Annotated in this window: 23 protein-coding genes; 2 read left to right on the forward strand and 21 right to left on the reverse strand. The window is 57.2% G+C overall.

Translation table 11 applies throughout. The annotated features are described in order from the left end of the window. Positions 1-8: 8 nt before the first annotated feature. From V3W49_RS08350 to yceD, 16 genes are all read right to left on the reverse strand, one after another. Positions 9-383: a YcfL family putative periplasmic lipoprotein gene (locus V3W49_RS08350; RefSeq protein WP_500144886.1), complete on the reverse strand. Its 375-nt coding sequence runs from the start codon at positions 381-383 to the stop codon at positions 9-11. Position 384: 1 nt separating this feature from the next. Further along, positions 385-741, reverse strand: coding sequence for a purine nucleoside phosphoramidase (hinT, locus tag V3W49_RS08355; protein ID WP_500144887.1), 357 nt, complete (start codon positions 739-741; stop codon positions 385-387). Between the two features lie 148 nt (positions 742-889). Further along, the gene (gene ptsG / locus V3W49_RS08360) at positions 890-2,323 is read right to left on the reverse strand and encodes a PTS glucose transporter subunit IIBC (protein ID WP_500144888.1); all 1,434 of its coding nucleotides are present in this window, start codon (positions 2,321-2,323) and stop codon (positions 890-892) included. Between the two features lie 293 nt (positions 2,324-2,616). Beyond that, complete coding sequence (locus V3W49_RS08365) at positions 2,617-3,411, reverse strand: metal-dependent hydrolase (protein ID WP_500144889.1); 795 nt, start codon at positions 3,409-3,411, stop codon at positions 2,617-2,619. 10 nt (positions 3,412-3,421) lie between these two features. Continuing rightward, positions 3,422-4,429, reverse strand: a complete 1,008-nt coding sequence (gene holB, locus V3W49_RS08370) for a DNA polymerase III subunit delta' (protein WP_500144890.1) — start codon at positions 4,427-4,429, stop codon at positions 3,422-3,424. Next, the gene (gene tmk / locus V3W49_RS08375) at positions 4,429-5,067 is read right to left on the reverse strand and encodes a dTMP kinase (protein ID WP_500144891.1); all 639 of its coding nucleotides are present in this window, start codon (positions 5,065-5,067) and stop codon (positions 4,429-4,431) included. Before tmk ends, holB begins: the two co-directional genes overlap by 1 nt. Continuing rightward, positions 5,057-6,079 carry a cell division protein YceG gene (yceG, locus tag V3W49_RS08380; protein WP_500144892.1) on the reverse strand — a complete coding sequence of 341 codons (1,023 nt, stop codon included), beginning with the start codon at positions 6,077-6,079 and terminating at the stop codon, positions 5,057-5,059. The genes tmk and yceG overlap by 11 nt, the downstream gene beginning before the upstream one ends. A 10-nt stretch (positions 6,080-6,089) precedes the next feature. Next, complete coding sequence (gene pabC / locus V3W49_RS08385) at positions 6,090-6,890, reverse strand: aminodeoxychorismate lyase (RefSeq protein WP_500144893.1); 801 nt, start codon at positions 6,888-6,890, stop codon at positions 6,090-6,092. Positions 6,891-7,031: 141 nt separating this feature from the next. Next, positions 7,032-8,273 (reverse strand): beta-ketoacyl-ACP synthase II, encoded by a 1,242-nt coding sequence (gene fabF, locus V3W49_RS08390; protein ID WP_500144894.1) that lies wholly within the window; start codon positions 8,271-8,273, stop codon positions 7,032-7,034. 89 nt (positions 8,274-8,362) lie between these two features. Continuing rightward, complete coding sequence (acpP, locus tag V3W49_RS08395) at positions 8,363-8,599, reverse strand: acyl carrier protein (RefSeq protein ID WP_000103754.1); 237 nt, start codon at positions 8,597-8,599, stop codon at positions 8,363-8,365. Between the two features lie 154 nt (positions 8,600-8,753). Next, on the reverse strand, positions 8,754-9,488 hold the full coding sequence (gene fabG, locus V3W49_RS08400) for a 3-oxoacyl-ACP reductase FabG (protein WP_500144895.1): 735 nt from the start codon (positions 9,486-9,488) through the stop codon (positions 8,754-8,756). A gap of 13 nt (positions 9,489-9,501) precedes the next feature. Continuing rightward, on the reverse strand, positions 9,502-10,431 hold the full coding sequence (gene fabD, locus V3W49_RS08405) for an ACP S-malonyltransferase (protein ID WP_500144896.1): 930 nt from the start codon (positions 10,429-10,431) through the stop codon (positions 9,502-9,504). An 18-nt stretch (positions 10,432-10,449) separates the two neighbouring features. Beyond that, positions 10,450-11,403 carry a beta-ketoacyl-ACP synthase III gene (locus V3W49_RS08410; protein WP_500144897.1) on the reverse strand — a complete coding sequence of 318 codons (954 nt, stop codon included), beginning with the start codon at positions 11,401-11,403 and terminating at the stop codon, positions 10,450-10,452. Between the two features lie 6 nt (positions 11,404-11,409). Further along, positions 11,410-12,444: a phosphate acyltransferase PlsX gene (gene plsX, locus V3W49_RS08415; RefSeq protein WP_500144898.1), complete on the reverse strand. Its 1,035-nt coding sequence runs from the start codon at positions 12,442-12,444 to the stop codon at positions 11,410-11,412. Between the two features lie 12 nt (positions 12,445-12,456). After that, complete coding sequence (rpmF, locus tag V3W49_RS08420; RefSeq protein WP_138097039.1) at positions 12,457-12,627, reverse strand: 50S ribosomal protein L32; 171 nt, start codon at positions 12,625-12,627, stop codon at positions 12,457-12,459. A 16-nt stretch (positions 12,628-12,643) separates the two neighbouring features. Then, the gene (yceD, locus tag V3W49_RS08425; RefSeq protein WP_500144899.1) at positions 12,644-13,165 is read right to left on the reverse strand and encodes a 23S rRNA accumulation protein YceD; all 522 of its coding nucleotides are present in this window, start codon (positions 13,163-13,165) and stop codon (positions 12,644-12,646) included. 141 nt (positions 13,166-13,306) lie between these two features. Here yceD and V3W49_RS08430 point away from each other — a divergent pair, with 141 nt between their 5' ends. After that, positions 13,307-13,888 (forward strand): Maf family protein, encoded by a 582-nt coding sequence (locus tag V3W49_RS08430; protein WP_500144900.1) that lies wholly within the window; start codon positions 13,307-13,309, stop codon positions 13,886-13,888. 11 nt (positions 13,889-13,899) lie between these two features. Here V3W49_RS08430 and rluC read toward each other — a convergent pair whose 3' ends face one another. Further along, positions 13,900-14,853 (reverse strand): 23S rRNA pseudouridine(955/2504/2580) synthase RluC, encoded by a 954-nt coding sequence (gene rluC, locus V3W49_RS08435; protein WP_500144901.1) that lies wholly within the window; start codon positions 14,851-14,853, stop codon positions 13,900-13,902. Between the two features lie 575 nt (positions 14,854-15,428). Here rluC and rne point away from each other — a divergent pair. Next, positions 15,429-18,761 (forward strand): ribonuclease E, encoded by a 3,333-nt coding sequence (gene rne, locus V3W49_RS08440; RefSeq protein ID WP_500144902.1) that lies wholly within the window; start codon positions 15,429-15,431, stop codon positions 18,759-18,761. A 364-nt stretch (positions 18,762-19,125) separates the two neighbouring features. Here rne and murJ read toward each other — a convergent pair whose 3' ends face one another. The 4 genes from murJ to rimJ all read right to left on the reverse strand — a co-directional run bounded on the left by murJ (position 19,126) and on the right by rimJ (position 22,956). Continuing rightward, positions 19,126-20,661 carry a murein biosynthesis integral membrane protein MurJ gene (gene murJ, locus V3W49_RS08445; protein ID WP_500144903.1) on the reverse strand — a complete coding sequence of 512 codons (1,536 nt, stop codon included), beginning with the start codon at positions 20,659-20,661 and terminating at the stop codon, positions 19,126-19,128. Positions 20,662-20,775: 114 nt separating this feature from the next. Next, positions 20,776-21,699: a Gfo/Idh/MocA family protein gene (locus V3W49_RS08450; RefSeq protein WP_500144904.1), complete on the reverse strand. Its 924-nt coding sequence runs from the start codon at positions 21,697-21,699 to the stop codon at positions 20,776-20,778. Positions 21,700-21,702: 3 nt separating this feature from the next. After that, positions 21,703-22,350: a YceH family protein gene (locus V3W49_RS08455; protein WP_500144905.1), complete on the reverse strand. Its 648-nt coding sequence runs from the start codon at positions 22,348-22,350 to the stop codon at positions 21,703-21,705. 21 nt (positions 22,351-22,371) lie between these two features. Further along, positions 22,372-22,956, reverse strand: a complete 585-nt coding sequence (rimJ, locus tag V3W49_RS08460; protein ID WP_500144906.1) for a ribosomal protein S5-alanine N-acetyltransferase — start codon at positions 22,954-22,956, stop codon at positions 22,372-22,374. Positions 22,957-22,958 lie beyond the last annotated feature (2 nt).

Genomic DNA, 22,958 nt, shown 5'->3' on the forward strand with positions numbered 1-22,958 from the left:
TTCACCCCTCAGAGCCAGATATTAAGGCGCACCTTATGCGCGCCCATAAAATTGCCGCTGGAGCCGATGGCAACACTGGAATGCGGCGGCACCGTAATGCTGCGCGGCTGCTCCAGCGGGTGCATCTCCAGCCCCTTGGCGTCATACCAGTAAAAACGGTAGTTAACCTTTACCGCTTTGCTACGCTCATTGTACAGACGCGATACGGCAACCGGTTGAATATCCCTACTGGAAAAATCCGGTTTATCGGCGGTAATTCCCGCCGCCAGTACGGTGGATTCCATCACCAGCGTCTGGCGATCGTTAACCGGAATGCCCGGGTCGGATGAACATCCCGATAACGCGAGCAGCAGTGCAGCGGCAGGCAACGCACGCAGCGTCATCTTACACCCCTTTCGCCAGCAGCGGCCCCAGCGGCCGACCACCGAGCAGGTGCATATGGATATGGTAGACCTCCTGTCCGGCATGGCGATTACAGTTAACGATCAGACGATAGCCGTCTTCAGCGATCCCTTCCTGCTCAGCAATCTTCGCCGCCACCGTCATCATCCGCCCCAGGGCCAGTTCATGCTCTTCTTTTACATCGTTAACCGTAGGAATCAGCACATTGGGTATGATTAAGATATGGCTCGGGGCCTGGGGAGAGATATCGCGAAATGCGGTAACCAGGTCGTCCTGCCAGACAACATCCGCGGGGATTTCGCGGCGAATAATTTTACTGAAAATCGTTTCTTCAGCCATGACGGTTTCCTTTTGTATGAACCTGACTGGAGTATGAGCGAGATAATCCTTTTCTTTCAACCTCTACGCCACTTTTCGCTGACCATTTGCTGCCCTTTAAAACAAAAAGAGGCCCCGGAGGGCCTCTTCGTGTCTCCCCAAATCGGGATTAACTGTTACGGATGTAGTCATCCATTTCAGTTTTCAGGTTGTCAGACTTGGTGCCGAAGATAGCCTGTACGCCGGAACCGGCAACGACTACGCCCGCGGCGCCAAGCTGCTTCAGGCCAGCCTGGTCAACCTTAGCCACATCGGCCACGCTAACGCGCAGACGAGTAATACAGGCATCCAGGTTAGTGATATTGTCTTTACCGCCGAAGGCTTTAACCAGCGCAGGCGCCATAGTGCCTTGCTCTGCGGTCTGAGTTTCGGCAGTGGCGTCTTCACGACCCGGCGTTTTCAGATCCAGCACTTTGATCAGCACGCGGAAGATGGTGTAGTACACCGCCGCGTAGCACAGACCGATAATCGGGAACAGCCACAGCTTGCTGCCATTGCCGCTAAGAACGATAAAGTCGATCAGACCGTGCGAGAAGCTGGTGCCATCGCGCATTCCCAGCAGAATACAGATTGGGAATGCCAGACCCGCCAGAATGGCGTGGATAACATAAAGCACCGGCGCAACAAACATAAAGGAGAATTCGATAGGCTCGGTAATCCCGGTCAGGAACGCGGTCAGCGCGGCGGAGATCATGATGCCGCCCACTTTAGCGCGGTTTTCCGGTTTCGCGGAGTGCCAGATGGCAATGGCCGCAGCCGGCAGGCCATACATTTTGAACAGGAAGCCGCCGGAAAGTTTACCCGCAGTCGGGTCGCCCGCCATATAACGCGGAATGTCGCCGTGGAATACCTGGCCTGCGCTATTGACGTACTCGCCGATCTGCATCTGGAAAGGTACATTCCAGATATGATGCAGACCAAACGGTACCAGGCAGCGCTCAATAAAGCCATAGATACCAAATGCCACAACCGGGTTCTGATAAGCGGCCCACTGCGAGAAAGTCTGAATCGCGCTACCGATCGGCGGCCAGATAAAGGAGAGGATCACGCCAAAGATGATGGCGGTCAGACCAGAGATAATCGGTACAAAGCGCTTGCCCGCGAAAAAGCCCAGATACTCAGGAAGCTTGATGCGATAGAAGCGGTTGAACATATAGGCCGCAATGGCACCGGCGATAATACCGCCAAGTACCCCGGTATCGGCCAGATGCTGGCTGGCAATCTCCTCCGCCGACTGGTGCAGAACCAGCGGCGCCACAACGGCCATGGTTTTCACCATGATGCCATAGGCCACGACGGCCGCCAGGCCGGAAACGCCATCATTATTGGTAAAGCCCAGCGCTACACCAATCGCGAAGATCAGAGGCATATTGGCGAATACGGAACCACCCGCTTCTGCCATAACGTGGGAAACCACGGCTGGCAACCAGCTGAAGTTTGCGGAACCGACGCCCAGCAGAATACCTGCGACAGGCAGTACGGATACCGGTAGCATCAGCGATTTACCCACCTTTTGCAGGTTAGCAAATGCATTTTTGAACATAATTGTGAGTGCTCCTGAGTAATTAGTGCTTTTTTCGCTTACGCAGGCCCTGCGGGGAGAAGCAGGGCCAGTGCAGGGTATCTGAGTACCCTTTTAATTATTACGAAGAGTAAAATAAATCCCTCATTCGTTATTTGATGGTTGTCACGTTTCAGCAAAAACCTACAGGGAATCCTGAAGTTATTTAGCGAAAAATGCTGCATAAGCGGGTCATAACAGCATGACACCGCCGTTTATGGCGGTGCACTTTACGCTTTTTACTGATTAATTACGAGCCTTAAAATAACTCGCATTCAGGGAAGGTTAAGTCGGGCAGGCTCCACAGGAAAAAGGTTTGCAAAGTTTTGCGTGGTGACGGCTGCCAGCTCCTCCACGGAGAGCCCCTTCAGGACGGCCATATACTCCGCGACATCGCGTACCAGCGCCGGCTGGTTCTCTTTGCCCCGGTGCGGCACCGGCGCCAGATACGGCGAGTCGGTTTCCACCAGCAGCCTGTCCAACGGCACGTAGCGGGCGGCATCGCGCAACGACTCCGCATTGCGAAAAGTCACAATACCGGAGAAGGAAATATAGAAGCCCAGATCCAGAAGTTTGCCCGCTGTCTCCCGATCCTCAGTGAAACAGTGTAGTACCCCACCGCAGTCTGTCACTTTCTCTTCGCGAAGTATCGCCAGGGTGTCCGCCCGGGCATCGCGGGTATGGACGATAACCGGTTTTTTCAGCTCGCGCCCCACCTGAATATGATTGCGAAAAGAGTGCTGCTGACGCGCTTTGGTCTCCGGCGTGTAGTAGTAGTCAAGCCCAGTCTCGCCCATCGCCACTACGCCCGGCTCCGCCGCCAGACTAAGTAGCTCTTCCACTTCGTAGCTTTCATCCTGATTGAGCGGATGCACCCCGCAGGAAAAAGCCACATCGTCACGATCGCCTATCAGTTCGCGCATCGCCCGGTAACCGGGCAGCGTCGTGGCGACCGCCAGGCAAAATTTAACGTCGCGCGCCCGGGCCTTAGCCAGCACGTCGTCTACGTCCTTATGCAGGGTCTGATAATCCAGGCCATCGAGATGGCAGTGTGAGTCGACTAAAAACATAATGTCTCTCTCAGAGGTGTGGTACAGGCAGCGAGGTGCCGGGTTGCATCACATGCTCCCAGCCCAGCAGCAGCCCGGTAAGAATTAATTCGCGGTTCACGCCGGTAACGGTAATCAACTGCTCGCGGGCGCGGAACAGCGTCCAGAGCATCGACTGTAAGCGGGCGGCCGGCACCGCGGCCGCAATGGCTGCCACTCTCGTAAGCTGATCGCCATTGACCAGCGCCTGGGTTATTCCCTGATGCCATTTCACGGCGTCCAGCAGCAGCGCGCTCAGCCAGTGCAGCCGGATAACCACACTTTCATGATTCAGTGCGCCAATAAGATCGAGCCAGGCACCACTGCGCAGAACGTCGTCAAGAGCGCCGCACAGCGCTTCCCGATCTTTCCACTGTTCGGAGCTCAACAGCGTCAGCGCGGCACCGGGGGCGCCCGCACTCAGTCGAAACGCCGCCCGCAGCACCTCTTCCGGCGCCGGGTGCTCCCGCCCCAGCCAGGCGATGGCAAGGTTTTCGTCCGGAGGGGCGAGATGCCAGTACAGACAGCGGCTGCGTAGTGTGGCTGGCAGCCGCTCCGGCTCCCGACAGCTCATCAGAAACCAGCAGTTTTCCGGCGGCTCTTCCAGAGTTTTCAGCAGCGCATTGGCCGCCGCTTCGGTCAGGGCATCGAGGTTCGGCATCCAGACCACTCTGGCACCGCCCATCCTGGCGCGATCGTACAGTTTTTCGCACAGCGCGCGCACCGGTTCGATGCCCAGCGAGCTCTTGCCCTTCTCTGGCTCCAGCACCCGATAGTCGGGATGGGTTCCCGCCTGCATCAGCTGACAGCCGTGACAGTGGCCGCAGCTTTTATTTCCTTCGGGATGCTGGCACATCAGCCAGCGGCTCAGGGCGTAACTCAGGGCGTCGTCACCCATCCCCGGCAGCGCGTGCAGCAGCAACGCAGGGTGCCCTTTTCCCGCCTGGTAACGAGCGACCAGACGATCGAAGTGAGGGCGAAGCCAGGGGTACCAGCGCATTATTGCTGCTCCTTCAGCCACTTCGTGACAACGTCACAAATCTGTCGGGTAACCTGCCCCAGCGGCCGGGTGGCGTCGATAATGACGATACGCGAGTCAGATTGCGCCAGCTCCAGATAGCGGGCGCGGGCGCGATTAAAGAAATCCAGCGACTCCTGCTCAATGCGATCCAGTTCGCCGCGCGCCCGGGCGCGCTGTAACCCGACCTCCGGCGTAACGTCCAGATAAAGCGTCAGATCTGGCGCGAAATTCCCCAGCACCGTATCGCGCAGGGTTTTAAGCAACCCGGCATCAATGCCGCGTCCCCCCCCCTGATAAGCCTGGGTCGAAAGATCGTGACGGTCTCCGACCACCCAGGCGCCGCGTGCCAGCGCCGGTTTAATCACGGTTTCCACCAGTTGAACCCGGGCGGCGTAGAACATCAGCACTTCGGCTTTATCGGTGATCGCTTCATCGCCCGAGGACTGACAATCCAGCGTCAGCGCACGCAGTTTCTCGGCCAGCGGGGTTCCACCTGGCTCACGGGTAAACACTATATCGTCGATGCCCTGGCCGCGTAGCGTCTCGACCACCTGGTCGCGGGCGGTCGTTTTACCGGCGCCTTCCAGCCCCTCAATCACGATAAATTTACTGGCCATCTTTGTCCCTGAGTACATTCAGATAGTCGCGCACCGACTTGTTGTGGTCGCGTAGATTGGTATTAAAGGTGTGACCGCCTTTACCGTCGGCCACGAAATAGAGATACGATGTCCTGGCCGGCTGCGCCGCCGCTTTCAGCGACGCTTCGCCCGGCAACGCGATAGGGCCCGGCGGCAGCCCGCTAATCACGTAAGTATTATAGGGCGTGGGCCGCTCCAGATCGCTACGCGTCAGCTTGCCATTATAACGCTCCCCCATACCGTAAATCACGGTGGGATCGGTCTGCAGGCGCATACCGATACGCAGACGGTTAATAAAGACCGAGGCGATCCGAGCGCGTTCGCTCGCAACTGCCGTCTCTTTTTCGATAATCGAGGCCATAGTGACCAGTTGATTCTTATCCTTATATGGCAGCCCCTCCTTGCGCTCCTTCCAGGCAAGATCAACGGCGGCGACCATTCTCTGATGGGCGCGTTTGAGCAGCGCCACATCCGTGGTCCCCGCGGTATAAAGCCAGGTGTCAGGATAGAACCAGCCTTCGACCCATTGCGGATGATCCAGCTTCAGCGCCTGTGCCAGGGTGGCGTAATCGTCATCCTTCAGGGTGTGTTTAATATAGGGGGATTCTCGCAACTGCTTCAGCAGGGAGCTGACCCGGGAACCCTCAACAAAGCGCAGTGGGAATTGCGCTTCTTTACCGCTTACCAGCAGACGCAGCATATCGGCAACCGTCATCTTCGGCGTCAGACGATAGGTGCCTGCCTTGAAGTGTGACAATTCAGGCTTCACCCGCAGCAACCACTGGAATACCCGGGGACGGGTAATCAGCTTCTCTTCATAGAGTTGATTACCCAGTGCGATACGGCCAGTTCCGGCCCTGAGCGTGAAAATTTTATCTTCGGTCAGATTCAGCGACGCATGCGCCAGTTGCCGAACCTTCCACAGCCCCACCCCCGCCGCAATCCCCAGCGCCACGGCCAACAGCAAAATAAAGCGCAACATCTTTTTCATAAATTACCGATTACTCACATCCCGGTCGTAAAAACTGATACAGCTCGCGGGAACTGTAGCGCCACTGTTCGGCCTGCCGCACCGGCAGTACCGGCATCAGCGCGTTACAGACCAGCACTTCGTCTGCATTGGCCAGCGTTTCTGGTCGTTCACGTACTTCGTGAAGGCGCCATGGCGACGCCTCCAGCAATCGTATGATTCGCTGTCGCATCGTCCCGTTCACTCCTGCACGATCCAGCACCGGCGTAAAGACCTGCTCCCCTTTGCGCCAGAACAAATTAGCCGCACAGCATTCCGTAAGCCACCCTTCACTGTCAAGCACCAGGGCCTCATCGGCCGTCGTCTGTTCAAGATGCGTGCGAATCAGTACCTGCTCCAGGCGGTTAAGATGCTTGATTCCGGCCAGCCAGGGATTACAGCCCAGCGGCACCGGACTCATAACCAGGCGAATTCCACGCTGGCGCCACCGGTCATAGTGAGCGGGCCAGGGCGCCAGATGCAGCAAACGCGACGGGCGCTCACAGCCGACGACACTGTAGCCCCTGCCGCCCTCACCCCGGGTTATCATGACTTTAAGCGTGGCTCGCGCCTGCCCCGTCGCCAGCGTGCGCATCTCCCGGGCCAATACCTCTTCCCGGGGCACGGAAATCCCCAGCCGCTCGCAGCCTTGCGCCAGGCGATTCAGATGGTCGTCGATAAAACGCACTTCCCCATCCACAACGCGCGCGGTGGTGAAGCAGCCATCGCCGAACTGGGTCGCTCTGTCGCCTGCCGCAATCTGCGTCTGCCATTCGCCATTAATCAGCCACATAGGTGCTCCTTTACGCTTGAGGCGCACAGTGTCTCAGGGTAAGGGAAATCGGACAAGCGGGGAACTCAGAGAAAGAGCCGGTACAGCGCACAGGCCTTTGGCAAAAAAGCCCCTGAACTGGCATTCAGGGGCTCTGCGGGATCAGATCTTTTTAAAGATTAGAGAGCCGTTAGTACCACCAAAGCCGAACGAGTTACACAGGGTGTACTCAAGGCCGGAAACCTGGCGCGCCTCGTGAGGCACAAAGTCCAGATCGCAGCCCTCGTCCGGATTGTCGAGGTTGATGGTCGGCGGCACCACCTGGTCGCGCAGGGCAAGAATGGAGTAGATAGACTCTACCGCGCCCGCCGCGCCCAACAGATGGCCGGTCATCGATTTGGTAGAACTGACCATGACCTGCTTCGCTGCCGCGCCGAATACCGATTTTACCGCCTGCGCTTCCGCCAGGTCACCCGCCGGCGTGGAGGTGCCGTGCGCGTTAACATAGCCGATCTGCTGCGGGGTGATACCTGCATCACGCAGCGCGTTCTGCATCGCCTGCGCGGCGCCAGCGCCGTTTTCCGGCGGCGACGTCATATGGTAAGCATCGCTACTCATACCGAAGCCAACCAGCTCACAGTAGATCTTCGCACCGCGACGCTTCGCGTGCTCATACTCTTCCAGCACCAGAATACCGGCGCCGTCACCCAGAACGAAACCATCGCGATCTTTATCCCACGGACGGCTCGCCGCCTGAGGATTATCGTTACGGGTGGAGAGTGCGCGCGCAGCGCCGAAGCCACCAACGCCAAGCTGAGTACTGCCTTTCTCCGCGCCACCTGCCAGCATGACGTCGGCATCGCCGTAAGCGATGATACGCGCCGCATGGCCGATGTTATGTACGCCGGAAGTACAGGCTGTAGCAATAGAAATGCTCGGGCCGCGCAGGCCAAACATGATGCTCAGGTGTCCGGCCACCATGTTAACAATGGTGGAAGGCACGAAGAACGGACTGATCTTACGCGGGCCGCCTTTCATCAGCGCGGTGTGGTTCTCTTCAATCAGGCCTAAGCCGCCGATACCCGAACCGATGGCGGCACCAAAACGCGGTGCGTTCTCATCGGTCACGTCGAGGCCAGCGTCTTGCATAGCCTGAACGCCGGCGACAATTCCATATTGAATGAAGCCATCCATCTTGCGCTGATCTTTGCGCGAGATGAATTCTTCACAGTTAAAGTCCTTTACTAAGCCAGCAAATTGGGTTGCATAGGCGCTAGTATCAAAATGGTCGATGGGGCCGATGCCGCTCTGGCCGGCAAGCAGAGTTGTCCAGTTTGACTCTACGGTATTGCCGACAGGAGACAACATGCCCAGTCCGGTCACAACTACACGACGCTTAGACACGCTTGTCCTCCAGGGAGGGAATTATTGACACGAGTGGGACAAATACAGAAAAAACTCAGGCGGTCGAGCGACCGCCTGGAGATGTTCACTTACGCCTGGTGGCCGTTGATGTAATCAATGGCTGCCTGAACGGTGGTGATCTTCTCAGCTTCTTCGTCCGGAATCTCAGTGTCAAACTCTTCTTCCAGAGCCATTACCAGCTCAACGGTGTCAAGAGAATCAGCGCCCAGATCTTCAACGAAGGAAGCATTGTTAGTCACTTCTTCCTGCTTAACGCCCAGCTGTTCGCCAATGATTTTCTTAACGCGTTCTTCGATAGTGCTCATACTCTTAAATTTCCTATCAAAACTCGCTTTCGCGATGGTTTTCGTAGTGTATAAAATGTTGAAAAAGTTGCAACTAAATCCCGGCTGGTCGAACCACGATTTTACGCTATTTTGCGTGCTTTCGCCCGCATAATGCAAATAAAAATATCGTCGATTAAACCATATACATTCCGCCGTTGACGTGCAGGGTCTCACCAGTGATGTACCCCGCCTCGTCAGAGGCTAAAAATGCAACCGCGCTGGCGATTTCGTTTGGAGAGCCTAAGCGCCCCGCCGGAACCTGCGCCAGAGTGCCAGCACGCTGATCGTCAGACAGCGCACGAGTCATGTCCGTTTCAATAAAACCCGGAGCAACAACATTGACAGTAATACCGCGCGACGCAACTTCACGCGCCAGCGATTTACTGAAGCCAATCAGCCCGGCCTTCGCCGCAGCGTAGTTAGCCTGACCAGCATTTCCCATGGTACCAACCACAGAACCGACAGTGATAATACGACCATGACGCTTTTTCATCATAGCGCGCATTACCGCTTTTGACAGACGGAAAACAGATGACAGATTGGTTTCGATAATATCGTTCCATTCATCATCTTTCATACGCATCAGCAGGTTATCACGAGTAATACCGGCATTATTCACCAGAATATCCACTTCGCCAAACCCGGAACGAATATTTTCCAGAACAGATTCCACAGATGCAGCATCGGTCACATTCAGCATCATCCCCTTGCCGCGCTCGCCAAGATAATCGCTGATAGCCTGAGCGCCGCTTTCACTGGTGGCGGTACCGATCACGGTCGCGCCGCGAGCCGCCAGCGTTTCAGCAATGGCGCGGCCAATACCGCGGCTTGCGCCGGTCACCAGGGCGATTTTTCCTTCAAAACTCATGGTTGTCCTCGTTTTACTGTGCTAACGCCGCTGACAGCGCTTGCGGCTCATTAATGGCCGATGCGGTCAGGGTATCAACAATCCGTTTGGTCAGACCGGTCAGAACTTTGCCCGGCCCCACTTCGTATAGCTGGCATACGCCCTGCGCCGCCATAAACTCCACGCTCTTTGTCCACTGAACCGGGCTGTAGAGCTGGCGCACCAGCGCATCGCGAATCGCATCGGGCGTAGTTTCGCACTTCACATCCACGTTGTTGACGACCGGAATGGCAGGCGCGTTGAATTCGATCTTCGTCAACTCCTGAGCCAGTTTTTCCGCTGCGGGCTTCATCAACGCACAGTGAGAAGGCACGCTTACCGGCAACGGCAGCGCGCGTTTGGCGCCCGACGCTTTACAGGCCTCGCCCGCACGCTCTACGGCCTCTTTATGACCGGCGATCACCACCTGGCCTGGAGAATTGTAGTTAACCGGCGAAACCACCTGCCCCTGGGCAGATTCTTCGCAGGCTTTGGCAATAGCGTCATCGTCCAGACCGATGATCGCCGCCATTGCGCCGGTCCCTTCCGGTACGGCTTCCTGCATCAGCTTACCGCGCAGCTCCACCAGGCGCACCGCGTCTGCGAAAGCAATGACGCCCGCACAGACCAGCGCGGAGTATTCGCCCAGACTGTGCCCCGCCATCAGCGCAGGCGTTTTACCGCCCTGCTGCTGCCAGACGCGCCACAGCGCCACAGAAGCGGTCAGCAGCGCCGGCTGGGTTTGCCAGGTTTTGTTCAGCTCTTGTGCCGGCCCTTCCTGAGTCAGTTTCCAGAGATCGTAGCCCAGAGCATCGGAGGCTTCACGAAACGTCTCTTCAATCACCGGATGCTCAGCGGCCATGGCAGACAGCATGCCGACTGCCTGAGACCCCTGCCCCGGAAAGACAAATGCAAATTGCGTCATGTTTTTAATCCTTATTAATCAAAAACGAACCAGCGCCGAGCCCCAGGTAAAACCGCCGCCGAACGCTTCAAGCAGCAGCAATTGACCGGGTTTGATTCGCCCGTCGCGCACGGCTTCATCCAGCGCCGCTGGTACAGATGCCGCAGAGGTATTGCCGTGTCTGTCGAGCGTAACCACTACATTATCCATCGACATACCCAGCTTTTTGGCGGTAGCGCCGATAATGCGCAGGTTCGCCTGGTGCGGAACCAGCCAGTCGAGATCGCTGCGATCCAGATTATTGGCTTTCAGCGTTTCATCGACGATATGGGCCAGCTCGGTCACGGCGACTTTAAAGACTTCGTTGCCCGCCATAGTGAGATAAATCGGATTTTCCGGATTTACGCGATCGGCGTTAGGCAGGGTCAGTAGCGAGCCATAGCTGCCGTCGGCGTGCAAATGGGTAGAGATGATACCTGGCTCTTCGGACGCGCCGAGCACCACAGCGCCCGCACCGTCGCCGAAAATGATAATGGTGCCGCGATCGGCAGGATCGCAGGTACGCGCCAGCACATCCGAACCAATTACCAGCGCACGTTTCGCTGCGCCGTTTTTCACATACTGATCGGCAATGCTCAACGCATAGGTGAAGCCCGCGCAGGCCGCAGCCACATCGAAAGCCGGGCAGCCTTTGATCTCCAGCATCGCCTGAATCTGACAGGCCGCGCTGGGAAATGCGTGCGTGGAAGAGGTGGTGGCGACAATAATCAGGTCGATCTCTTCTTTGTTAACGCCGGCCATCTCAAGGGCGCGCAGCGCGGCCTGGTGGCCCATAGTCGCTACCGTCTCTTCAGGGGCAGCGATATGACGCTCACGAATACCCGTACGGGTGACAATCCACTCGTCGGAAGTCTCCACCATTTTTTCCAGATCGGCGTTAGTACGCACCTGACCGGGCAGGTAGCTGCCGGTGCCTATAATCTTTGTATACATGTACGCTCAGTCACTCTCGGGTAATACAGATTCCAGGCAAGCGGCGATTCGCTGGGGAACCTGCCGCTGCACCGCCTGCACTGCCTGTTCAATCGCGACCTCAAACGCTCGCTGATTGGCCGCACCGTGACTCTTAATCACGGTGCCGCGCAATCCTAACAGACAGGCGCCATTATACTGGTCGGGGTTGAGGTGACTGAATCGCCTTGCCAGCTTCTTTTGTAACCAATGCTTAAGCAAACGCAGCCACCACGACCGCCCCTTTTTCTCTTCCTGCGATTTCAGCAAAGAGAGAAACATTCTGACAACACCTTCCATCGTCTTGAGCGTAACGTTTCCGACAAAGCCGTCACAGACCAATACGTCAGTCTTTCCCGTCAGCAGCTCGTTAGCTTCAAGATAGCCAATATAGTTCAGTCCGGGCAGAGTTTTTAACAGCGTCGCCGCATCACGAATGCTATCAAGCCCCTTGGTCTCTTCTTCGCCAATATTGAGCAATGCGACCCTGGGCTCGGGAATTCCCAGCACCTCTTCAGCCATAACGGAACCCATAATGGCGAACTGTACCAGCATGGTGCTATCGCAGGCGACATTCGCGCCCAAATCCAGCACCACCGTTTTCCCTTTACGCTGATTCGGCAGCACCGACATCAGCGCTGGCCGCTCGATCCCCTCCAGCGGCTTAAGCAATAATTTAGCCAGCCCCATCAGCGCGCCGGTATTCCCGGCACTGACGCAGGCCTGCGCCCTGCCCTCTTTAACCAGCTCCAGCGCCACTCGCATAGAGGTTCCACGACTGTTGCGAATCGCCTGCGAAGGGCGTGCATCACTGGCCACAACCGATTCCGCCGCAATAATATGCAGGCGCGAGCGTTGCTCAAAATCGGCTCTGGCAAGTAATGGTGTGATAGCGTCGGGACAGCCGACAAGCAAAAGGTGCAGTTGGGTATTAGTACTCAGTGCCTGCAGGGCTGCAGGCACTGTAACAGCGGGGCCATAATCCCCGCCCATGGCATCTAACGCCAGCGTTAGATCGGTCAAGATATCGCCGGATTACTTAGCGATAACCTTGCGGCCGCGGTAGAAACCGTCGGCAGTAACATGGTGACGCAGGTGAGTTTCACCAGAAGTCTTATCGACAGACACGGTGGCGGTGGTCAGCGCATCGTGAGAACGACGCATGCCACGCTTGGAACGGGTTGGTTTATTCTGTTGTACGGCCATGGACCTTACTCCTCAATTACTTACGCTTTAAACTGGCTAATACGGCAAATGGGTTTGGCTTTTGCGCCTCATCAGGCAGTTCACCAAAGACCATGTCCGCCTCGGACACTTCACAGTGTTCAGAATCATGCACCGGAACCACCGGCAGGGAGAGGATGATTTCATCTTCTACCATTGCCCGCAGATCGATTTCACCGAATTCGTTAACCTCAATCGGATCGTACGCTTCCGGCAGTGCTTCGGCCTGTTCGTCGTTAACAACCGGGCTGAAACACCAGGTCGCGTGAACCTGATGCGTAAACGGCTGGCCGCAGCGCTGGCAGCTTAGCGTTACCGTCACATCGGCATGGCCGGTGATTACGGCAAGACGCTGGCTGTCGATGGCAAACGACATCGCGCATTCAACATCACTGTCCACACTGACGACGGATTCGGCCACGCGCTCCACCTGTTCAGGCATGTAGATGCCAATATAGTCGAGGCGTTTCTGAGCGGTACGAACCGGATCCAGAGTCAGGGGTAATTTTACCTTTTGCATAGGGCGCGCATATTAACTTTGTAACGTCACGGAGTCAAAGGAAAAGGCGGAGCGACTGTTCCTTTTGCTATTAATTCGCGCAAGCGCGGCTCCTGAGTTTAAAATGAAGGCTATCTGTTCGCTATTTAAAACGGTAAAAAAATGTCATCCGTCGTACTTGCCTCCACCTCCCCGTTTCGCCGAATGCTGCTGGAAAAACTGGAGATTCCTTTTATCTGCGCGGCCCCCGAGGTCGATGAAAAGCCAAAGCCTGGCGAATCGGCCCGTCACCTGGTGACCCGTCTGGCGCAGGCCAAAGCCCAGGCGCTGGCGCAACGCTACCCTGAGCATCTGATTATCGGCTCTGACCAGGTATGCGAACTTGAAGGTCGTATCGCTGGTAAGCCCCATACCACCGAACGAGCCGTGGCGCAGTTGAAGCAGGCCAGCGGCCATATTGTGACTTTCTATACCGGTCTGGCACTCTATAACAGCGCTAACGGCCAGTTACAAAGTGAGTGCGAGCCTTTCGACGTGCACTTTCGTCATCTGACGGAAGCGGAAATTCAGCGCTATGTGGAACGCGAGCAGCCGCTTAACTGTGCCGGCAGTTTTAAAAGCGAAGGGCTGGGGATTGCGCTTTTTGATAAGCTGGACGGCAGGGATCCCAACACGCTGGTGGGATTGCCGCTGATCGCGCTGTGTCGAATGTTAATCAATGAAGGGGTCAACCCGCTGGGATAACCCCTGTTTCGTCAGGCGCCGCGCCGCAGCACCTTCAGGCAATGTCGGAGTTGTTCATCCATTGGCGCCTCTACCCGTATCACTTCGCCGCTTTTCGGATGGGTAAAGCGCAGCGCCGCGGCGTGCAGGAACAGGCGATTCAGCCCCGTGTCGGCTAGCTGCCTGTCAAAGTCGCGATCGCCGTAGCGATCGTCGAAGGCGATAGGATGACCCGCATGTAAGGTATGCACGCGAATCTGGTGAGTACGTCCGGTTATCGGACTGCAACGCACCAGGGTTGCAAAAGCGTAGCGTTCCTCCACCTTAAAGCGGGTCTCCGAAGGTTTGCCTTCCTGGCTTACGCGCACGATACGCTCACCACTTTGCAAAATATTTTTCAGCAACGGTGCCCGCACTGCCTTCACGTGAGACTGCCAGTGGCCACGTACCAGCGCCAGATAATCCTTCTGCATCCCCTTTTCGCGCAGCTGCTCATGCAGTGAACGCAGCGCAGAACGCTTCTTGGCCACCAGCAAAACGCCAGAAGTATCCCTGTCCAGCCGATGTACCAGCTCCAGGAAACGGGCTTCAGGACGCAGCGCTCGCAGTCCCTCGATCACCCCAAAACTCAAACCGCTGCCGCCGTGTACCGCAGTTCCCGATGGCTTATTCAGCACCAGAATATACTCATCTTCATAAATGATAGCGTCGTTAAGCGCGGCAACTTTATCCAGATGCGGCGACAGTGCCGTCTCTTCGCGTTCAGCCACGCGTACCGGAGGGATGCGAACTTCGTCCCCCGCCGCCAGCTTATATTCCGGCTTGATACGTTTCTTATTTACCCGCACCTCGCCTTTACGCAGTATGCGGTAGATCATGCTCTTCGGCACCCCCTTGAGCTGGGTGCGCAAAAAGTTGTCGATACGCTGCCCCGCCTCATCGGCGGAAATAGCAACTATTTTTACGGATGGCGTCTCTGTTTTCATGGTCGGCGATTCTAATTGAGCCGCCGCGATTCGCGCCACTCATTTTTATCAGCCTATACTTATCATCAAGCCCGCTTTTAACAGCGAAACCGCCGTTTTTGTATGTTATTACAGCAACCAAAATGGCCCGGTTAAAAAACTGTGAGAAAGCCGGTGATAAAAGGCAAAAGTCATCTTGCTATAACGCGGTTAGCAGTGGAATAATGTCGCAGTTTTCCGCTCTGATACTTTGTTATAACAAGAAGTTTTGCGGAATTACCCATTTTGTCTGAGCGTTCATCCACGCAGCAATGGCGTAAGACGTTATGAACTTTCAGACAGTTACGGGCTGCGGGTTGCAGACCTTACCGGTATATGGAATCTTCTCTGGCGAAACAAATCCAGGCTGTTCCCAGGACTAATTGCGCTGCTTTTCCGGTTGAAAAGCAGGCTACCGATACTTTGCGCCTCATAGCACTCGACAACCGGGAGGTTGACGACGACGCTAACCAGTCACGAGGCCATCGGTTCTTATCCGGCGAGTCGTCCCATGCCCACAGCTCTGTCGCCAATGCAAGAATAATGAGTTAGTTACGATGAAAAGAATGTTAATTAACGCAACTCAGCAGGAAGAGTTGCGTGTTGCCCTGGTCGATGGGCAGCGTCTGTACGACCTGGACATCGAAAGCCCGGGGCATGAACAGAAAAAAGCGAACATCTACAAAGGTAAAATCACCCGCATAGAACCCAGCCTGGAAGCGGCATTCGTCGACTATGGCGCCGAACGTCATGGCTTCCTTCCCCTCAAAGAGATCGCCCGCGAATACTTCCCCGGCTGCTACTCCGCACATGGTCGTCCCAACATTAAGGATGTACTGCGCGAAGGTCAGGAAGTGATCGTGCAAATCGATAAAGAAGAGCGTGGCAACAAAGGCGCCGCGCTGACCACCTTTATCAGCCTGGCAGGCAGCTATCTGGTGCTGATGCCTAACAATCCGCGTGCCGGCGGTATTTCACGCCGTATCGAAGGCGACGACCGTACCGAACTTAAAGAGGCGCTGGCGTCTCTGGAAGTGCCGGACGGCATGGGACTCATCGTTCGCACCGCAGGAGTCGGCAAATCGGCCGAAGCGCTGCAGTGGGACTTAAGTTTCCGCCTTAAGCACTGGGAAGCCATTAAAAAGGCCGCTGAAAGCCGCCCTGCTCCGTTCCTGATCCACCAGGAAAGCAACGTTATCGTGCGTGCGTTTCGCGACTATCTGCGCCAGGACATTGGCGAGATTCTGATCGACAACCCGAAAGTGCTTGAACTGGCGCGTCAGCATATCGCCGCGCTGGGCCGTCCCGACTTCAGCAGCAAGATCAAGCTATATACCGGCGAAATTCCGCTGTTCAGCCATTATCAGATAGAGTCCCAGATCGAGTCCGCCTTCCAGCGAGAAGTGCGTCTGCCTTCCGGCGGCTCTATCGTTATCGACACTACCGAAGCGCTGACCGCTATTGATATCAACTCCGCACGCGCCACCCGCGGCGGCGATATCGAAGAGACCGCCTTTAATACCAATCTGGAAGCAGCCGATGAGATCGCCCGCCAGCTGCGTCTGCGCGACCTTGGCGGCCTGATCGTCATCGACTTTATCGATATGACGCCGGTACGCCACCAGCGCGCCGTCGAAAATCGCCTGCGTGAAGCCGTACGCCAGGATCGCGCTCGCATCCAGATCAGCCATATTTCCCGCTTTGGCCTGCTGGAAATGTCGCGTCAGCGTCTTAGCCCGTCGCTGGGTGAATCCAGCCACCACGTGTGCCCGCGCTGTAGCGGCACCGGCACCATCCGCGACAACGAATCGCTGTCACTCTCCATTCTGCGCCTGATCGAAGAAGAGGCCCTGAAGGAGAACACCAAAGAGGTGCACGCCATCGTTCCGGTGCCGATCGCCTCTTACCTGCTCAATGAGAAGCGCGAAGCGGTCAACGCTATCGAAAAGCGCCAGGGTGGCGTGCGCTGCGTCATCGTTCCGAGCGATCAGATGCAGACCCCGCACTACTCGGTACTGCGGGTTCGCAGCGGCGAAGAGACTAATACGCTGAGCTACAAGCTGCCTAAGCTGCACGAAGAAGAGATGGCGATGCCATCTGCCGATGACTTCCCGGAGCGTCGTACCCCGGAACAGCCGGCGCTGGCAGCCTTCGTGATGCCGGAAGTACCACCTCTACCGAGTGAGTCGGCCCCTGCTGCGGCGAGCCAGCCGCAAAAAACGCCCGCCGCCGCGCCAGGCCTGGTCAGCCGCCTGTTTGGCGCGTTGAAGAAGGTCTTCGCCGGCGAGCCGGAAGCGGAAGCCCCGGAGAAACCGGCCGAGGAAGCGCCGAAGAAACCGGAAGGTCGCCAGGATCGCCGTAACAACAACCGCCGCCAGAACAATCGTCGCGACCGCGGCGAACGCAATGAACGCGGCAACCGCGATCGTGATAATCGCGAAACCCGCGAGAATCGTGATAATCGCGAGAATCGTGATAACCGCGAAAATCGTGAAGAGAACCGCCGTAATCGTCGCCAGGCGCAGCAGCAAAATGCCGACGTTCAGAAGCCTCAGACTACCGCAGAAGCAGGCGAAGGCGAGAAAAGCCGCGAGCCACGCCGCGAACGTAATCGTCGCCGCAACAACGACGAGAAGCGTCAGGCCACGCAGGAAGCCAAAGCCACACAGCAGCAGGTTGAACCTCAGAGTGAAGCCACTGGCGAAGAGCGTAAGTCTGAAGAGCGCGTTCAGGTCATGCCGCGCCGTAAACAGCGCCAGCTGAGCAAAAAAGTGCGCATTACCGACGGCGCCGACGAAAGCGTACTGGCCGATGATATTCAGGCCAGCACCGAAGTTGCGACTATCCCGCTGCCGGCTATTGTGGAAGGCGAAACCACGAAAGTGGCTGAAAAACCTGAAGAGCAGGCGCAGCAGCGCAGCGAAGCGGGTGAGGAAAATGCCGACTCCCGCAACGAAAATAACGCAGGTATGCCGCGTCGTTCGCGTCGTTCGCCGCGCCATCTGCGGGTTAGCGGTCAGCGCCGTCGCCGCTATCGCGATGAGCGTTATCCAGGTCAGTCGCCAATGCCGATTGCCACGGGCTGCGCTTCTCCGGAACTGGCTTCCGGCAAGGTATGGATCAACTACCCGGTAAACCGTGTCCAGGAGCAGGAGCTGCCGGAACAGCATACCCATTCCGATCAGCCGATTATTCCGCCGGTTCATCCGCAAAGTGAAGCCGAAGCGCAGGTACTGGAGGTAGTGCCGGAACAGACGATTGTTAAAACCGAACATCCGGAAGCGATCGCTGCGCCGGTAGAGGAAGCACCGCATCTTATCGCCGAAAGCGACGAAGCCACCGCTGAGCGCATGGTCGAAGAAGCGGTTCCGGCTGAAGAGCACGAGCCGCCGATGACCGCTGGTGGTAAGCCTGCGAAGATAGTACCGCGTCAGGAAGAAGCGACTGCGCCGGTCGCCGAACCGCAGCCGGAAATCGTGGAGCCGTCTGAGGTTATCGCCCAGTCCAACGCTGAAGCACAGGCCGGGGCAGAACAACAGCCAGAAACCGCGGTTCAGCCGCTGCTACAGGCTGAAGAACAGCCGCAGGTTGAAGAACAGCCGCAGGTTGAAGCCGATCGGCCGGTTGAGGAAATGGTAGAGCCGGCGCCGGATGTTAAGGCTGCTGTTGCTCCGGTTGAACCACCTGCCGCAGTCACGCAGCAGCCGATCGCCAGCGGACATCACGCCAGTGCGCCAATGACCCGCGCCCCGGCGCCGGATTATGTCCCGGAGCCGCCGCGCCACAGCGACTGGGTTCGCCCGGCCTTTAACTTCGCCGGTAAAGGTGCCGCCGGGGGCCACAGCGCCACCCATCAGGCGACGGCTCCGGCGGGTAAACCGCAGCAGTAACCCCGACCTTAATACGCCAAAGCCGACCTGCAAAGGTCGGCTTTTTTATTGTTTATAAGAAACAGCCTGGCGTTGTCACATTATGTTTATCGCTTCCCCCCACTCCCGTTTCCGCGCAGGTGAACCAGCCTCAATAAACTTGTCTGTTTACGCTGGACATAAAAAAGGTTCATTGCCGGTGCGCGTAGCCTGTTCGAAAGTGGCAGCCGTAAACCGGCAGAATATGATGGAACGCTGAACTGTTCCGTTTATTTTGAAGCGCGGCTTCTCTTTTGAGCTATAACGCCAGTTTCCTGCCAGTCCGCGATAAACCTAAAAAAACCCGGTCAGCAACGCTGGCCGGGCCGGATATGAATCATTCAATCTACAGGGTACGACGGGCAAAATCCCGGGGACGAAAGCCTAACAGCGCCAGCGTGGCAAAGTAAGCCACGATACCCACCGCCACCACCGCCATCAGGCGCAGCAGTCGATACGGCATCCCCCCCAGCGACCACTCAGGCATCACGCAGAGCATTCCCACCAGCGCCGCCGCCATCACCACCACAGCAACCACCAGCCGGATAAGAAAACCCAGCCAGCCCGGCTGCGGTGTGAAAATATCCTGTTTGCGCAACTGCCAGTATAGCAGGCTGGCGTTCAGGCACGCGGCCAGACCGATAGAGAGCGCCAGACCGGCATGCTTCAACGGGCCAATAAACGCCAGGTTCATCAACTGCGTCATAATCAGGGTCACAATGGCAATCTTAACCGGGGTTTTGATATCCTGGCGCGAATAAAAGCCCGGCGCCAGCACCTTCACCACAATCAGCCCCATCAGACCTACGGCATAGGCCACCAGTGCCCGCTGGGTCATCGCGGCATCGAAAGCGCTGAATTTCCCATACTGGAACAGCGAAACGGTCAGCGGCTTAGCCAGCACCCCTAACGCCACGGCGCTGGGCAACGCCAGCAGAAAACAGAGCCGCAGCCCCCAGTCCATCAGGCGGCAGTATTCGTCATGGTTGCCGCTGGCAAAGCTTTTCGAGAGCGACGGTAGCAGAATAGTCCCCAGCGCCACACCCAGCACGCCAGAAGGGAACTCCATCAGGCGATCGGCATAGTACATCCAGGAAACCGAGCCGGAGACCAGAAATGAGGCGAAAATGGTGTTAATGATTAGTGAGATCTGACTGACCGAAACGCCGAGAATCGCCGGGCCCATCTGCCTCACTACCCGCAACGCCCCGGCGTTTTTAAAGCTCACGCGCGGCAGCACCAGCATACCTATCTTCTTCAGATGCGGCAGTTGATAGAACAGCTGTAATACGCCACCCGCGGTCACGGCCCAACCCAGCGCCAGAACTGGTGGATTAAAGTAAGGCGCGGCAAACAGTGCGAAGCAAATCATACTGATATTCAGCAGCGTGGGCGCAAAAGCCGGTACCGAAAAACGATTCCAGGTGTTAAGAATTGCCCCCACCAGCGAAGCCAGCGAGATCAGCAGAATGTAGGGAAAGGTAATGCGCAGCAGCTGGCTGGTCAGGTTAAATTTATCCGCCGTATCGGCAAATCCCGGCGCCGTCACCATAATCACCCAGGGTGCCGCCAGCATGCCTGCGATAGTCACCACCGCCAGCGCCAGGGTCAGCAGCCCGGAAACATAGGCGACGAACAGGCGGGTCGCCTCCTCACCCTCTTTACTCTTATACTCCGCCAGGATAGGAACAAAAGCCTGGGAAAAGGCCCCTTCGGCGAAAATGCGTCTCAGCAGATTGGGAAGTTTAAACGCGACAAAGAAGGCATCTGTTGCCATGCCAGCGCCAAAGGCGCGCGCGACAATGGCATCGCGCGCAAAACCCAGCACGCGTGAAAACATGGTCATAGAGCTGACAGCCGCCAGCGATTTTAATAAGTTCATGGATCCCTTGTTCCATAGACAACGCCGGCGCCTGTGCCACAGGCGCCGGTCAAATCAGGAGCGCTTAGTCTACCCGAGCTGAAATGAATTACTACCGACAGATGTTACCAGGGATTATTCGCTGACGGCCTCGCGCCACAGCTGTTCCACTACGCGCTGGGCGCGCAGCGCCTCTTCACCGGAGGTTTCCGGAACCGTCTGATTTGCCACACAATCAATAAAGTGGCGGGCGCAACCTGCAAAACCGCGCTGCTCCAGGGTGCTCTGCCAGCCGGGTACCGGCAGAGTTACCACGCCAGCGCCCCGCTCTTCGCGCCACTCGCGCATATCGGTTACCTCAAGCCAACCGCCGTCGGTCACCATCTGTATCTGTTCACGCTGACTGCCCGCCCGGCGATGCATACAGGTGGTGACCTGAAGCTGGGAACGCTGGAAGTGGTGTTCAGCCCATAGCATCTGCCCTTCCTCATTGGTGCGAATCGCGCCGCTGACCAGTTTGGTATCGCCGCCGGCCAGCCACAGAGCAGTATCCACCAGATGCAGGTAGTCGTCGAGCAGCGTAAAGCGCAGATCGCCAGGACCTATGCTGTCGCTACGGTGTTTATCCATACGCAACGACGCCAGTTCGCCTGACGCCGCCTTTAACGCCCGGTAGCGCGGCGCGAAGCGACGATTAAAGCCGACCATCAACGCCAGCCGCCGCTGGCTGGCCTGCGCCACCAGCTTCTCGGCTTCGCTCAGATTTTCCGCCAGTGGTTTGTCCACGCAGACGTGAACGCCAGCGCGCAACAGTTCGCTAACCACCGCGTAGTGGCTGGCGGTCGCGCTGTGCACAAAGACCGCGTCGCACTGCGCCGCCAGCGCCGATAACGACGAAAAGTAATCGATGCGATACATCTGACAGACAGGCAGCGCCCGTTCGCGGGTGGGGGAAAACGCGCCCACCAGTCGCCAGTCGCGGGCGGCGGACAGCACCGGCAGCCAGGCCTTCTGCGCAATACTGCCCAGCCCCACCACGCCAATTCGTAACTGCGCCATCGCTTAATCTCCCAAATGCGCCAGCAGAGAATCGAGACGCGCTTTCAGCGCCGCCACCTCCTGCTCCAGGTGTTCCACGCGCTCCGCCAGCCCGGGCTCGCCAGTCGGCAGTTCGACGCTGTCCGTCGTGGCCGCCGTCACTTCGCCGCAAAACAGGTGCATATAACGGCTTTCGCGCTTGCCCGCTTCGCGCGCCAGTCGTACCACGAAAGGGCCGTCTTCGCGCCGGGCCAGCCGTTCCAGAGCGTTTTCCAGCTCCACCATATCGGCGAATTCGTGCATCCGGGCGCAGCGGCTGCGCAGTTCGCCGGGGGTCTGGGCGCCGCGCAGCAACAGCGTCGTGACCAGCGCCACCTCCGCCGGTGAAAGCTTAAGGTCGCCAAAGGCCGAGTTGCAAAAGCGCTGCTCATATTTAGTCACCCGATTGCCGAAACCGCTCTGGGTGCTGACGTAATGGCGTTTGACCAGTTCGTCCAGCGTCTCCTGAACTTCGCTACTGGAAAGATTCATGACCGGGTCGCGGTTGGTTTTTTGATTACAGGCGACAACGACGCCGTTCAGAGACATCGGGTATTGGTCCGGGGTGGTGACCTGCTTTTCCAGCAGGCAGCCAATCAGGCGGGCCTGAGTCGGGCTGAACTGATACTTCATTTGCTCTCCTTTAAACGGGCGTTACCGGCCAGGAACCCATGACGGGGTCGTCAGCGCCGTCAGCACATGATCGCGCCAGACGCCATTAATCAGCAGGTAGTCGTGGGCATAGCCCTCTTTTTTGAATCCCAGCCTGGCGAGCAGCGCACCACTGCGCTGATTATGGGGCATATAGTTGGCCATAATACGATGGATATGCTGGGTACGCTGCATATAACGGATGGCGGAAGTCAGCGCCTCGAACATCAGTCCCTGCCCCTGCCATTTTTCGCCCAGCGAATAGCCCAGATAGCAGGCGTGAAAAGAGCCGCGCACCACGTTAGAGAAGTTGGCGACGCCGCGAATCTCCTGTTCATCTGGATCCAGCAGGGCAAAGTAGAATGCGCTGCCCTGACGATGCAGCTCTTCGATCATCGACAAACGCGGCTGCCAGCCAGAAGGGTAACAGTGGCTTTCGTCGCGCACCGGCTCCCAGGGTTTAAGAAACCGGCGATTCTCCGCATAATAGTCGGCCAGCCGCCAGGCATCTCTGGCGTGAACCAGTCGCACGACCAGACGCTCTGTAGTGAGCCGCACCTTCGGTACATGACTACGGTAGCCAAACATCT

The organism is Rosenbergiella sp. YN46 (genome assembly GCF_036620675.1).
Lineage (GTDB): Bacteria > Pseudomonadota > Gammaproteobacteria > Enterobacterales > Enterobacteriaceae > Jejubacter.